The sequence below is a fragment of the Spirochaetota bacterium genome (assembly GCA_026415295.1).
Lineage (GTDB): Bacteria > Spirochaetota > JAAYUW01 > JAAYUW01 > JAOAHJ01 > JAOAHJ01.
Genome location: JAOAHJ010000003.1, coordinates 14,157 through 28,840, shown reverse-complemented (window position 1 = coordinate 28,840; position 14,684 = coordinate 14,157). Strand labels below are relative to the sequence as shown.

Below are 14,684 nucleotides of genomic sequence, written 5' to 3'. Positions count from 1 at the left end.
TTATTATTAAAAAATAAACAAATATAAAATATATAATATTTTAATTATATATTAAATTTATTAACAAACTCTATGGCTTTTTCCAAAGTATCAAAAAATAAAAATTTTTCATTATCAATATTTTCTAAAACAACTCTTTTTACATTGTCATTCATTTCTACCAAAATTATCATTCTTTTCTCTTTATATGTTATATTTATCATGTCTTTTAATCTATGGAGACCAGTTGCATCTATAAAAGGAACTCTTTTCATATTTAATATCAAATATTTTTTATTCCTATCACCTTTTGAAAGGTATTCTACAAACTCCTGTGCTTGGCCAAAGAAAAAAGGACCTATTATTTCATATATAATAGTATTTTTTAAAGCCCATTTATTACTTAAATCAATTATTTTTTCTTCATCCTCATTATTAATATCAATAATGTTTGATATATTAATATTTGATGAATCAATAACATTTTTAATAAACAAAAATGAAGCAAAAATCATTCCAACTTCAATTGCAATAACAAGATCAAAAATTACAGTCAAGAAAAAAGTTATTAACAAAACTATCGTATCAGCTTTATTAATTTTCATCATATCAAAAAATAGGTGAATCTCAGACATATTATAAGCAACAAATATCAATATACCAGCAAGAGTTGCCATAGGAATAAGCTTAACATACTTAAATGCAAATAAATAAACAATCAAAAGCAATATTGCATGAGTCATACCAGCAACAGGTGTCCTACCTCCATTTTTTACATTTGTAGAAGTTCTTGCAATAGCTCCTGTTGCAGGAATACCTCCAAATATTGCAGAAAAACAATTTGCTATACCTTGTGCAACAAGTTCAATATTTGGTTTATGTTTCCCACCAATCATACCATCTGCTACTGTTGCAGAAAGCAAAGATTCTATTGCTCCAAGTAATGATATTGAAATGATTGGGCTGATTAAATATTTTATTTTGCCAAAATCTATTTTAATAAATTGTAAGCTAAATGAACCAGCTTTTATATCCCCATATCTTGTACCAATAGTTTCCACTGGTAGATTAAAAAACTTAACAATTAAAGTAGTAATTATTATTGCTAATAAAGAACCAGGAATAATTTTTGTAATTTTAGGGGTTAAAACAACAATTAAAATTGATAATGTTCCAATTATAACTGCCCTATAGTTTATAGTATTTAAGTTATTAAAATAAACAATCCACTTATCAATAAAATCAGAAGGAATCTCATTTATATTTAATCCTAAAAAATCTTTGACTTGTGATGCAAAAATAATAACAGCTATACCTGTAGTAAACCCAACTATAATAGTAAAAGGAAAATACCTTAATAAATTCCCAAGTTTTATTAACCCAAAAATTATTAATAAAATTCCTGCACAAAATGTTGCAAAAATCAAACCATTAATTTCATATTTTAGAATTATATCATATATTATAACAACAAATGCACCAGTTGGTCCTCCAATCTGAACTCTACTTCCACCTAAAAATGAGATAATAAATCCAGCAATAAAAGCAGTAATAAGACCTTTTTCAGGACTTACTCCAGAAGCAATAGCAAATGCAATAGCTAGAGGTATAGCAACTATACCAGTAATTATTCCTGCAAATATATCTTTAATAAGTTGTTCTTTAGTAATACCTTCTTTAAATAAAATTATAAAAAACTTTGGAATAAAATCTTTTTTTATATTATTTATTAAAGAATCTTTATTTACCATAAAAAATCTCTTCAAATTAGTCATTTTAATCGATTATTAATTTTAATATTTTATAGCTTAATAATATTTATTTATTTACACTATTTTTTTGTAATTAAATGTTTTCCTTAATAAAAAGATAAAATTCTTTAATACTATCAAAAATAAAGGTAGGTTTTATTTTCAATAATTTTTTAAAATTATACTTATGTTCAATAAAATGTCCCTGTTTAAGTAAAACAGAATAAGCACTAATATTTTTAGCTAACTTAATATCAATATTAGGATCATCTCCTATAATAATTATTTCTTTACTATTTAATTCTAAACCTTTACATGCTTCTTCAATGATCAATTTTGATGGTTTACCAAGCAGAACAGCTTCTTTTTTGCAAACTTCTTCAAACATTTTAACAAAAGCACCAGTATTTAAACAAACTCCATTTTTATCAAAAAAAACAAAAAACTTTGCAAAAGCTAGCATTTCAGCACCATTATAAATAAAATAAAATCCTTTATTCAAATAATCATAATTCATCCTATCTGATATATCGCCAATAGCAACGAAGTCTATTTTTTCATTCATTGCAATTTCAAAATCATTATAAAAATAAATGTTATTAATCTCATAACTAAATATATTTTTTAAATAATTTTCCACATCATTACTAACCATAACATAAAATTTTTTATCTAAGTTACTTTTAATAAAACTTATAAAAACATTAATAGGTGACACTATTTCTCTCTCATCACAATATATTCCATAATTTTTCATTTTTCTTAAAAGTTCAGTTGGAGATTTAGAATCAGTATTAGTAACAAATCTCAATATTTTATTTTTAGCTCTTAGTAATTCAATAAGCTCATCTACCTTATCAAACTTTTTCCCCTTAAAATACAATGTGCCATCTAAATCAAATATAAAAATTTTTATGTTTTTTAATAAATTGCAGGCTTTTTTATTTTTCCACATTTTCATAATATTTTTATATAAATTTATTTTTATAAATTAAATTTTAACAAAAATTTGTTAAAATATAATTTTAAAATAACAAAATATTAATAATTTTTTTTCTTAATATATTCAAATTTTTAGTTTAATCAATTAATTTGTCTATTGACAAAAGCAAATTTAATATTAATATAATTTTTAGAATAAATTTAAATTTGGAATTGTTTAAATTTAATTGTTAATTTTCAGTTAATAAATTTTTTATTTAATTTTTAATTATTTTCTTTATTAAATCATAAATATAATTAAGGAGGAACTTATTAAACTTACAGAATTAGAATTTATTATTTTAGGTTTTACATCAATTCTTCCTATTTCAGGATATGATTTAAAGAAGATATTTGAAAATTCTTATATTATAAGATTTTCTGCTTCCCCTGGATCTATTTATCCTGCTTTGGAAAGACTTGCTTCAAGAAACTATCTTTCAAAAGAAAAAATTATTGATGGTAAAATACCAAAAGTTGTTTATTACATTACAAATGATGGTAAGAAAGAGTTAATTGAATGGCTCAAAAAACCTTTATCAAGAAATACTATTGTAAGATATGGCCTTGAAATTAAAATATTATTTTTACATAATTTAACAAAAGAAGAGAAAAATAAGTTTTTAGATGATCAAATTAAAGAAATAGAAAAATGTATAGATGATTTACCAATATGGAAAAAAAATTTTAATATAAATCATTATTATAGAGACAAAATTTACGAAGAAAAACTTAGAGAATTTAAAAATCTTATAAACCTTTTAGAATCATTAAAAAGTTAATTTTTTTATTTTATTTATATCTTATTTCCTTAATTAATTTATTTAATAAGTTTACTTTTAATTATTTGATTTTTATATTTATTATGGTATCTTTTTTATAAGGAGATAATATCATGAGATTTCCATTAATTCTTAATAATAGAATAAAAATTAATTCAAAAAAATTTTTATTTATCATTTTTATAATTATACTTTCTACCATTTTTTCATGTTATTCCCTTATAAAGTATGAGATAAATGATAAGGAAGGAAAACTACTTTCTCCAGAAAAACTCCTTCTTAAAGGACAACAAGCATATGATTATGGTTATTATGATATAGCTATAAAATACTATTTAACTATTATAGAAAAATATCCTGAAGAGACATATTATTGTGCTTATGCTTATTATGAGATAGGGTTTATATATTATGCAACTAAAAAATATGAAGAAGCAAAAAAGTATTTAAATATCGTTATAGAAAAATATCCTGACGAAAAAGATGTAGTTTTTCTTGCAAATTTTCTTTTATCTAAAATAAAAGATATTGAAAATAAAAGTAATAAAAAATCTTAATAAAAATAAAAAAAGATTTAAATTTTAATTTATATATTTTATTTCTGGAATAAAACAAGCAATAATAATTTTCTTTTAATATTTCAATATTAAATTTTTTATTAAATTTAATTAGTTCTTCTTTACTTTTAATTAAATATTTATTTTTTCCTACATGTTTAATATTTAATAAATTTTTGTCACTCAAAAAATTCTTTATATCTTCAAAAGTTATAATATTATAATTTTCACTGTTGCAAACTTTCTTTCTTATAAATTTTTTAATTATTTTTCTTAAATCCTTAAAAATAATTTTAGCTAAAATTTTTGAATATCTTTTATTATTTAAAAACAAATATAAAAAGAAATACTTAGTAAAAAAAATAAAGATTAAAATTAAAATTAATGATAAAAATATATAGGGTATTTTTTTCTTTAATTCCTTCTGATATTTCTCAAAATCAAATCTTTTTGATTCTTTTTTATTATTTTCTTCAACTTCCTTATATTTTTTATCTACCTCCTTTAAATTGCCTATTATTTTAATAACATTCTCAAGATACTTATACTCATTTTCTCTAAAATCTTGTGAGAATGGTAAAATTTCATCTTGAGACAAAATATCTGATGTTGGATCTACATCAATCCATCCATATTTATCAGTCCATATTTCAACCCATGCATGAGCATTAAAATCAAATATTTTATAATAATCATCAAATAGGAGATTTTTTTTGTTGAACTTAAAACCCCCAACTACCCTACAAGGAATTCCAAAATATCTTAAAATCATTGCATAAGCATAAGCAAAATGTGAACAATAACCTTTTTTTTCATATAGTAAAAAATTCTTAATTATTTCAATGCCTTCACCTTTAGAACTAAGAGAATATGTATAATTTTTTTTAAAAAGATTATAAAAATATTTAATTATGTCCTCTTTTCTTGTTATATTATTATTTTTAACTTCATTTTCTATAAAATTTTTGATTTCATTATCATTTATAACAATTTCAGTATATCTTTCATAATCAAGTTTATTTAATTTATTAAAAGAAAATTCTAAGTTAAGATTATCTGAAAGGATAAAAGATTTAGATTTAAATATATTTGTAAAAATAGAGTCTTTGGCTATAACCGGAATTATTTTATATGGTTCATTTTTGCCAAAAACTATATCTTTAATAAGATTAATATTAAAAACAGTAATTTCATCATCAATCCTAAATTCTTTACCGATAATATAATCTAAATTTTCCCAATAATATTCATTTAATTTTTCAGGGAAAAGTAGTTCTCTTTTATCATTGTAAAAGCCTTTTTCATAAGAATATCTTGAATAAACTTTAGCTTTTAAAAGTCTAAAATTATTAGTTTTAAGTATAAAAAGCAGTTTATTTTGAAAAGAGTAATTAGTCGATATATCTAAGCTGTCTTTAAAATTAAATTTAAAATTTTCCTCTTTCAATAATGATGAACTTTTATTTAACCTAATCGAAAAAGTTTTTTGATAAGCAAAATATGTTGAGAATATAATGAGAATTAATAAAAGAAATAATTTTGAAATTTTTTTTAAGCTTTCAATTTTTTCTTTCTTAAAATCTATATTAAAAGGATAATTCCAGTCAAGCAAATAAAAGAGAAAATATAATAAAAATAAAATTGATGAGTAAAGTATATTTTTAAAAATATCCCCTTTTATAATAAATATTAAAGAAGATAAAAAAAGTATAGTTATAAAGAAAAATATTTGATAATCTTTAATAAATAAAAGAAAATATCTAATTATGAAAAGTAAAATTATTATTGTACAAAAGAAAAATATAAAATAATTAGCTCTTATAAAAAGAACATTTCTAAAATCATTAAGTTTAATTTTATTTATTAAAAATATAAAAGATAAAATATATAAAATTGAAAAAAATATTAAAAAAAATATAAAATATACAAAATACTTAAAATTTCTTTTTCTAAACTTTAATATTTCTCTTTTTATAATTAATTCTAATAAATAAACAAAAATAAAAATTGGAATAGAAAAATATATTAATGTATCATTTATAAGTATTTCGTAAAAAAAGAAAATTATTAAAAAAGAATAAAAAGAAAAATAAAAATAAAAAAATTCATTTTTTCTAAAAAATAATTTTAAAATTCTTTTCATACTGTTTTTCTATTTCTTTATACTTTGACTTATTATAGTAATAATATAGAGAAGGAATATTTTTTTTATATAAAATATCAATTATTGTATTTTCTTTACTTCTTTCATAAACCTCAAATATATCATAAGTTTTAATAAAAATCTTATGATCAAAATTGTTATACTTTTCTAAAAAATTTAAAAGAGATTCATTATTAAATCTATTCTTAAAATATTGAGCAAAAATAAAACATATATCTCCAGAATCAGGATTTCGATAATTACCATCAAATAATTCTTTTTGAAAATTAGTAAAAGTTTGTAATTCAAATATATTATTATTAAATTTTATAAAAATATTTTTTTTTAGTAAAAGGTAAATAAAATATAAAATTTTTATATATACATAATTTAATATTTTTAAATCCTGCTTGTTAAGCTCATTATTAACTTCTGGAATTGCAACAACACAAATTTTTTTCTGAGTTTGAGAAATCCATTTATCCCTATATTTTAATTCATCAGTTAAAAAATATGATCTCCATAGAATCTTTCTTGGATCATCCCCAAAAAAATAATCCCTAATGAGATCATCTGACGAAAAATCTTTTTTAATATTTTTATAAAAATCATTGTCTTTTATTTCTATTGATTCTTTTTCTGAATAATATGAGGGAACAAAATAATTATAAAAATTCTTTTTACTTAAATTCAATTTTATATAAAAAACAAAAAGGAAATCTGAAATGAATAGATAAATCTTCTTTACCTTATGTAATCCAAACTTAAAATATGAAGTTTGAAACTTATTATTTTTATATTTAATAACAATCTCATCTTTATCTGTTATTATAAACAATTTAATATCTGAAAGGAAAAAAAAGTTAAGATTTATACTAAAGCATATATTTGAATTTATATAACAATCACTTAATGCTAACTTTTCTTTAATTTTATTTTTATAAATTTTTAATAAAATAAGTGCATAAAAATAATAAAACAATGTAAAAACAAAAAAAACAATAAAAAAATAGTATATAAATGAAAATATTTCATTTAATTCTTTAAGAATAAAGGATAATATCAAAATAAATAAATAAATTAAAAACATTTATATTATATCCTTATTTTTAATATAAAATATTAAAACATATAAACAAACTAAAAGCTTCTATTTTTTAATATTAATTTTATTTGCATTTATTAACTATTATATTATTTTTATTCAAATTAATTAATTAATTAATTTACTTTTGAAATATAAAATAAAAGCGATAAACTATACTTTTATAGAATATCTTCAATAATTTTATAAATTAATTTTTTATCTTCCTTTATTCTATGATTAAATACAGGATAAGCACAATTTTTAATATCATCATCAATCACATAGTCCCTTAAGGCAAAAAAAGCCCAGCCTTTAGAAACATTTAATAAATGCAATAATGCTCTAGGAGAAAAACCAAAATTAAAGTATTTCTTATTTCGTGAAATTTCACCAATTTTAAGAATCAAGTTTATAATATTATCATCAACATAAACTTTATCAATTTCACCTTTTACTATTTTAATAAATTCTTTTGAAATTGTTTTTCTAATACTTCCCTCATTAAAATTAATAAAATTATTTTTTAAAATTTGAAATTCATCTTCTTTTTGAGGATACCCAAATGAAGTACAAATTGTGAACCTATCCAAAGTTGCTTCAGGCAAAGGGAAAGTCCCTTCTGTTTCAATTGGATTTTGTGTGCCTATAACAAAAAAAGGAAAATCAAGTTCATATTTTTTACCGAATATAGTTACTTGTTTCTCACCCATAGCTTCAAGAAGAGCTGATTGTACTTTAGGATTTCCTCTATTGATTTCATCAGCAAGAACTATATTTGAAAATATTGGTCCTTTTTTGAATACAAATTCATTTGTTTCTTTATTAAAAATCTCTATACCTAAAATATCATAAGGTAAAAGATCAGCTGTAAATTGTATTCTTTTAAAAGAAACATCAAAGTCACATGAAGCAGCTAATACTTTAGCAAAGGTAGTCTTTCCTACTCCTGGAACATCATCCAATAGAACTGAAGATTCTGTAAAAAAACATATCAAAATAAGATTCAATATTTCATCTCTTATTTTTATTCTTTCTTTAATTGATTCCTTTATTTTAGTTATTTCTTCATAAATCTTTTCTCTTTCCATAACTTTTTCCTTTAATATTATATTTAAATATTTTCAATTTTTTTATAACTTTTAAAATTTAAATATTCTTCAGGTTTTATATTTAATATAGGGTAATTTTCATAAATATTTTTTTTATCATTTTGTAATAACATCTTTAATTCTTCAAGTGATTCTATTTTTTTATTATCTCTTAATCTTTCAATAAAATAAACCTTTATATATTCCTCATAAATAATTCCATTAAAATTAAAAATATGAGTCTCAATTTTCAGGTCTTTCCCAACATAAGTCATTGAATAAAAAAATTCTTTAATACTATTCTTATTTAATTCTGTAATTGTAAAATAAACTCCAGGCTTAGGGGAAATCTGATCATAAATATATATATTTGCAGTTTGAAACCCTATACTCCTTCCAACTTTCTTCCCCTCTTCAACAATTCCTTTTATATAAAAGGGAACATATAAAAAATTATTAATAGTAAAATCTCCTTCTTCTATCTTCTCTCTAATATATGTAGAAGAGATATAGATTGAATTTTCAAAATACAAAGGAACAATTAAAAGGAACAAATAATTTTTTTTAGGTAATATTATAGAAACTGAATCAAAAATTGTTTCATTAAATGAACAATATATGTTTTCAATTTTTTTAATTATACAAAATTTATTGTTAAATTTATTTATATCCTTAAAATATTTACAAATAAAATCAATATCTCCTTTTCTATCTCTTCCAAATTTAAAATTTTCTCCAAGAATAAAACCACAAAAATTTTTATTGCTAAAAATAATATCAAGAAACTCATCTTTTTCAATCTTAAAAAATTTTTCATCATATTCTTGTATAATAATATAATCAAATCCAAATGATTTTAATATCTCTATTTTATCCTCAAAAGGAAATATATTTTTAATTTTTATTCCTGAACTTTTAATAAGTGAAGGTTTAGCCAAAAAAGTAAAAACAACAGATTTCAAATTAAATTTTAATGAAACTTCTTTTAAAAGTTTTAAAATATAAAAATGTCCTTTATGTATTCCATCAAAGTTCCCAATAGTAAGAACAAATTTTTCGTTTATATTACTAAGAGAAGAAAGATTATATAAAACTTCCATCTATTTATTAAAATTACTTATTTTTTTTGTATAAAATTAATTTATTTAATTATAAAAAATATAATTATATTTTGAACTAAATTATTACATGATTAACTTATTATTATTTTACTAATTATCATCATTTTTTGGTTTTGGTGGTATTATTAACCAAGCTAAAAGATAGGCAAGTAATCCAATACCCCCAAAACATATAGAAAAAGCAAAGATAAGTCTTATTATAGTTGAATCAACTTGGAGAAATTCTGCAATACCACCACAAACTCCACCAATTTTCTTATCGGTATCGGATAAATATAATTTTCTCATACTACATTTCCTTTAAATAAAATAGATTTGAAACATAATTATAAATTAATCTAAAAAAATCTACTATATTTTTATTTTTTTTCCAATTATAATTTTCTGTTTTTATTTTAATCCTTAATTTTATAAAAATAAATCTAATAATTTTTAAAACTTTTTGTATTTATATTAAAAAATAAAGGAGGAGAAAAATCTCCCCCTTAAAAATAATGTTTCTATATTATTTAAAAATTTTTTGAATAAAAATATAATATTATGTAATCTATATATTATATAATTTCTTGATTTATTTTTTTTATTTTTAATTTTTATTTGATTTTTTTATTTTTTAAATTTTAATTTTTTTATTTTATTATTCTTACAAATTTAACTTTTTAAGATATTAAAATCTAAATTTAATCAATCGAGTGGATAACAAGAGCATCTCTTAATTTTGGTTCAAACCATGTTGATTTAGGTGGCATAATCTGGTTATTTTTAGCTACAGCTATTAATTGATCAATTGAAGTTGGATACATAGAGAAAGCTACTACAAATTTGCCAGAATCAACAAGTTTCTCAAGCTCTCCAACCCCTCTAATTCCACCTACAAATTTAATTCTATTATCTGTTCTAGGATCTTTAATTCCAAGAGTAGGGCCAAGGACTTTCTCCTGTAATATAGAAACATCCAATTCTTTAATAGGATCATTTTCAATATATTCTCTTTTAAATGTTAAAGTATACCACTCTTTATCAATGTACATGCAAATATCATGCAATTTTTGAGGCTCCTTTTCACCTGTTTTTTGTAAATCAAAATATTTAGATATTTCCTTAAAAAAACTATCCTTGTTATGTCCATTTAAATCTTTTACAACCCTATTATAAGGCAATATCTTTAATTGATCTGAAGGAAAAGAAACAGCAAGAAAATAATTGTATTCTTTTTCTAGATTAAAGGACTTATCTTCACTTTTAAGTTTTTTCCAAACATTATAAGCAGATGCAGATCTATGATGCCCATCAGCAATAAAAAGTATATCAACTTTATTAAAATAATTTCTAAATTTTTTAATTACATTTTCATCATCAACTACCCAAATAGTATGTGTTACCTCATTTTCATCAGTAATATTGTATTCATAATCATGAGTCTTTATCCATTTTGAAGCTTCTTCATAAATCTCAGGAACACCTTGATAGGTTAAAAAAACAGGACCAGTATTAAGTCTTGTAGCAAGAATATGTTTTGTTCTATCTTCTTCTTTATCTTTTCTTGTAAGTTCATGTTTTCTAACTATACCTTTTTCATATTCTTCACATGAAGCAACTCCAACAATACCTGTTTGAATATGTCCTCTCCACTCTTGGGAATAGATATAATAATAATCTTTTTTATCTTGAAATAACCATCCTTTTCTAAAAAAATCATCAAGATTTTCTTTAGCTTTCTTGTATACAGAATCATCATGCTCATCAATAGAATCTGGTAAATCTATTTCAGATCTTGTAATATGAAAAAAACAATATGGATTACCTTCTGCAAATTTTTTTGCTTCATCTCTATCAACTACATCATATGGTGGAGAAGCAAGTTTATCTACAATTTTAGCACCAGGCCTTATTCCTTTAAATGGTTTAAAAATAGCCATTATATTCTCCTTATTTTATTTTATATTCTCCTAATTTAATTTAATTTTTTTATAAAAATTTTCAATATAATTAGCTAATTTTTGTAAAGTTTATTCTTGGTTAAAAAATTATTTTATAATATGAATTATATTTAAATTTCTTGCAATTAAAGCTCCAAATATCTTTAAACCATTCAGATTGCAAGCAAGAGAGAGCCATTTTTTAATACCTGATTTTAATAAAGGATTCCATGTAAAACCATAATCTTTTGATATATAAATATATCCTAAATATTCACTTGCAATTATAATTTTACAATCAATAGAAGATTTTATTGAAGTCCAATTTCTGATACCAGCAGATGTCCTCTCTATCCAAGTTCCTCCTCCATCTGTTGATGTATATATATATTCATTTGAAACACATGCTGCTAACTTTTGTCCATCTGATGATGAACATATTGATATCCAGTCTCTATTACCAGCAGAATTTATTTCTGTCCAACTTGTCCCCTGATCACTAGATCTATAAATATATCCACCTTCAGAACAAGCAAATATTTTATTGCCATCAGAACTACTTGTTATTGAAGTCCAATTTCTGATACCAGAAGATGTCCTCTCTATCCAAGTTCCTCCTCCCTCTGTTGATGTATATATATATCCATTTGAAACACATGCTGCTAACTTTTGTCCATCTGATGATGAACATATTGATACCCAGTCTCTACTACCAGCAGATGTCCTCTCGGTCCAAGTTACTCCTCCATCTGTTGTTGTGTATATATATCCATTTGAAACACATGCTGCAAATTTAAACCCATCTGAAGATCCAGTTATTGCAATCCAGTCTCTTTTCCCCGCTGAAGTTCTCTCTATCCATGTAAATCCCCCATCTATTGATGTATATATATACCCTTTAAATACAATAGCGGCTACTCTCATTCCATCAATTGAACAAAAAATAGATTTCCATACCCTTGTTCCTGATGAAGTTAATTCAGACCAAGAATCTCCTGTATTATTTGAAATCATTATATATCCAAAATTATAACTTGATATTACTTTTATTCCATCATAAGATATGCATAAACATATCCAATTTTTAATTCCAGCATTATTTAAGCTTGACCATGTTGTCCCACCATCTAATGATCTGAAAATATAATCACCATAAGCACAAGCAAATATTTTATCAAATCCAGATGAACATTTTATTGACTTCCAGTTTCTACTGCCAGCAGATGTCCTCCCTATCCAAGTTACTCCTCCATCTGTTGATGTGTATATATATGCTCCATAAACACATGCTGCTAACTTTTGTCCATCTGATGATGAACATATTGATGCCCAGTTTCTACTACCAGCAGATATCCTCTCTGTCCAATTTATTCCTCCATCTGTTGATGCGTATATATAGCCATTTGAAACACATGCTGCTAACTTTTGTCCGTCTAATGATGAACATATTGATGTCCAGTTTCTACTACCAGCAGATGTCCTCTCTGTCCAAGTTTCTCCTCCATCTGTTGATGTGTATATATAGCCATTTGAAACACATGCTGCTAACTTTTGTCCATCTGATGATGAACATATCGAAGTCCAATCCTTAATCCCAGTACCAGTAGAAGTTATCTCTTTCCAATTTATTCCCCCGTCTTTAGATATATAAATATATCCAGAATAAGAAATTCCAGCTAAAAACATACCATCAGAAGAAGAAGTCATAGAAAAAATTGTTAAAGGACTAGAATAGTCTCCTTCTATAGAAACATCATTAAATATTGTATCTAAATTATTATTAATTTTGAATTGAATATGACATGAATTAATAATTAATAAGAAACTTATTATAAAAATTAAATATATAAAAAAATTTATCTTACTCATATTTTTCTATTTACCCTTTAAATTTTAATTAAATTAGATAAATTTTTATATATTTGATTATAATCAAATAAAAAATAAATTCAATCCGATTAAAAATTTGTTTTATAAATTAGTGAAGTTAATTTTAAAATATAAAAGGGGAAAAAATGGAAAAAAACTCAACAAATCAAGACACCATAAAGAACAATTTAAAAAACCAAAATTATACTTTATTCTCTGATAATGACATAGATTTAACAGAAAATGAAATAGATAATTATAAAAATGAAATTTTTAAATTAAAGAAAGAGAAAGACATTGTAATTCTTTCTCATAATTATCAAAGGAAAGAGATTCAAGAAATAGCTGATTTTGTTGGAGATTCTTTTGAACTTGCAAAAATTATTGATAAAATAAGTTCTAATAAAATTATTTTTTGTGGCGTAAAATTTATGGCTGAAACAGCCAAAATAATATCCCCTGAAAAAAAAATAATTTTTCCAGAACCAAAAGCTGGTTGTCCTCTTGCTTCGTCAATAAGTAAACAAAAATTATTAGAATATAAAGAAAATTACAAAAATTATACATTCATCTGTTATATAAATACAAATATTGAAATCAAAGCTCTATGTGATATAGTAGTAACTTCATCAAATGCATTAAAAATAATTAAAAAAGTTAAAAATAAAAATATTTTTTTTCTTCCTGATATGTTTCTTGGAGAATTTATAAGAAACTCATTAAAAAAAGAATATGAAATTGAAAATACTCCAATAGATGAAAGAAAAAATATTGTTTTGCATAATGGTTTCTGTCCTGTGCATCAACAATTTACTGAAGAAGATGTAAAAAGATTAAGAGACCTTTATCCTGATGCTCCAATATTGGCTCATCCTGAAAGTTCCTATTTTATACAAGAAGTTGCTGACTACCTTGTTGGAACTTCAGGTATGATAAAATTAGCAGGGGAATTGCCAAATAAAAGATTTATTATTGGAACTGAAATTGATATGATCCATAGATTAAAAGCTTTATATCCTGAGAAAGAATTTATTCCATTATCTAAAAAAGCTATCTGCCCTAACATGAAAAAAATTACTATACAAAAAGTTATACAATCTATTATTACTGAAAACTATGAAATTATAATAGATGAATCTCTTATTGAAAAAGCAATTGTTCCTATAAAAAGAATGATTGAACTTGCTTAAATTATAATATATCTTAATAACTAATAAAATTTATCTAATAATTTTAATTTATTAATAAATTCTATTTTTGTTTTCTTTAATATTTAAAAATAAAAAAATAGGTTTGCAAATTAATTTTTTTAGTTTAAATTTGTTTAACATTTATTTATATTGAATATTCAGCCAAATAAAATATTTTTTTTTAATAATCATATAAAATTTATTAATTATATTAAAA

At 22.3% G+C, this 14,684-nt stretch carries 12 protein-coding genes; 3 read left to right on the top strand and 9 right to left on the bottom strand.

The genetic code is table 11. The features are described 5' to 3' along the window. Positions 1–44: 44 nt before the first annotated feature. Positions 45–1,730 (bottom strand): SulP family inorganic anion transporter, encoded by a 1,686-nt coding sequence (locus N3A58_00510; GenBank protein MCX8057882.1) that lies wholly within the window; start codon positions 1,728–1,730, stop codon positions 45–47. Between the two features lie 94 nt (positions 1,731–1,824). Then, positions 1,825–2,691: an HAD-IIA family hydrolase gene (locus N3A58_00505; GenBank protein MCX8057881.1), complete on the bottom strand. Its 867-nt coding sequence runs from the start codon at positions 2,689–2,691 to the stop codon at positions 1,825–1,827. 346 nt (positions 2,692–3,037) lie between these two features. Here N3A58_00505 and N3A58_00500 point away from each other — a divergent pair, with 346 nt between their 5' ends. Both N3A58_00500 and N3A58_00495 read left to right on the top strand, forming a co-directional pair. After that, positions 3,038–3,493 (top strand): PadR family transcriptional regulator, encoded by a 456-nt coding sequence (locus tag N3A58_00500; protein MCX8057880.1) that lies wholly within the window; start codon positions 3,038–3,040, stop codon positions 3,491–3,493. A gap of 113 nt (positions 3,494–3,606) precedes the next feature. Continuing rightward, positions 3,607–4,050: a tetratricopeptide repeat protein gene (locus tag N3A58_00495; GenBank protein ID MCX8057879.1), complete on the top strand. Its 444-nt coding sequence runs from the start codon at positions 3,607–3,609 to the stop codon at positions 4,048–4,050. Here N3A58_00495 and N3A58_00490 read toward each other — a convergent pair. The 7 genes from N3A58_00490 to N3A58_00460 form a co-directional block, all read right to left on the bottom strand. Next, positions 4,007–6,193: a transglutaminase-like domain-containing protein gene (locus N3A58_00490; protein ID MCX8057878.1), complete on the bottom strand. Its 2,187-nt coding sequence runs from the start codon at positions 6,191–6,193 to the stop codon at positions 4,007–4,009. The genes N3A58_00495 and N3A58_00490 overlap by 44 nt on opposite strands. Beyond that, a complete protein-coding gene (locus tag N3A58_00485) occupies positions 6,165–7,283 on the bottom strand; it encodes a hypothetical protein (GenBank protein ID MCX8057877.1) in 1,119 nt (372 codons plus the stop codon). The genes N3A58_00490 and N3A58_00485 overlap by 29 nt, the downstream gene beginning before the upstream one ends. A 176-nt stretch (positions 7,284–7,459) precedes the next feature. After that, the gene (locus N3A58_00480; GenBank protein ID MCX8057876.1) at positions 7,460–8,368 is read right to left on the bottom strand and encodes a MoxR family ATPase; all 909 of its coding nucleotides are present in this window, start codon (positions 8,366–8,368) and stop codon (positions 7,460–7,462) included. Between the two features lie 23 nt (positions 8,369–8,391). Beyond that, positions 8,392–9,468: a hypothetical protein gene (locus N3A58_00475; protein ID MCX8057875.1), complete on the bottom strand. Its 1,077-nt coding sequence runs from the start codon at positions 9,466–9,468 to the stop codon at positions 8,392–8,394. A 111-nt stretch (positions 9,469–9,579) separates the two neighbouring features. Next, complete coding sequence (locus N3A58_00470) at positions 9,580–9,777, bottom strand: PspC domain-containing protein (protein ID MCX8057874.1); 198 nt, start codon at positions 9,775–9,777, stop codon at positions 9,580–9,582. 392 nt (positions 9,778–10,169) lie between these two features. Further along, on the bottom strand, positions 10,170–11,408 hold the full coding sequence (locus N3A58_00465; protein MCX8057873.1) for a DUF1015 family protein: 1,239 nt from the start codon (positions 11,406–11,408) through the stop codon (positions 10,170–10,172). 108 nt (positions 11,409–11,516) lie between these two features. Continuing rightward, positions 11,517–13,277, bottom strand: coding sequence for a hypothetical protein (locus tag N3A58_00460; protein MCX8057872.1), 1,761 nt, complete (start codon positions 13,275–13,277; stop codon positions 11,517–11,519). A gap of 146 nt (positions 13,278–13,423) precedes the next feature. Here N3A58_00460 and nadA point away from each other — a divergent pair, with 146 nt between their 5' ends. Then, positions 13,424–14,467: a quinolinate synthase NadA gene (gene nadA, locus N3A58_00455; protein ID MCX8057871.1), complete on the top strand. Its 1,044-nt coding sequence runs from the start codon at positions 13,424–13,426 to the stop codon at positions 14,465–14,467. The last annotated feature ends 217 nt before the right edge of the window (positions 14,468–14,684 follow it).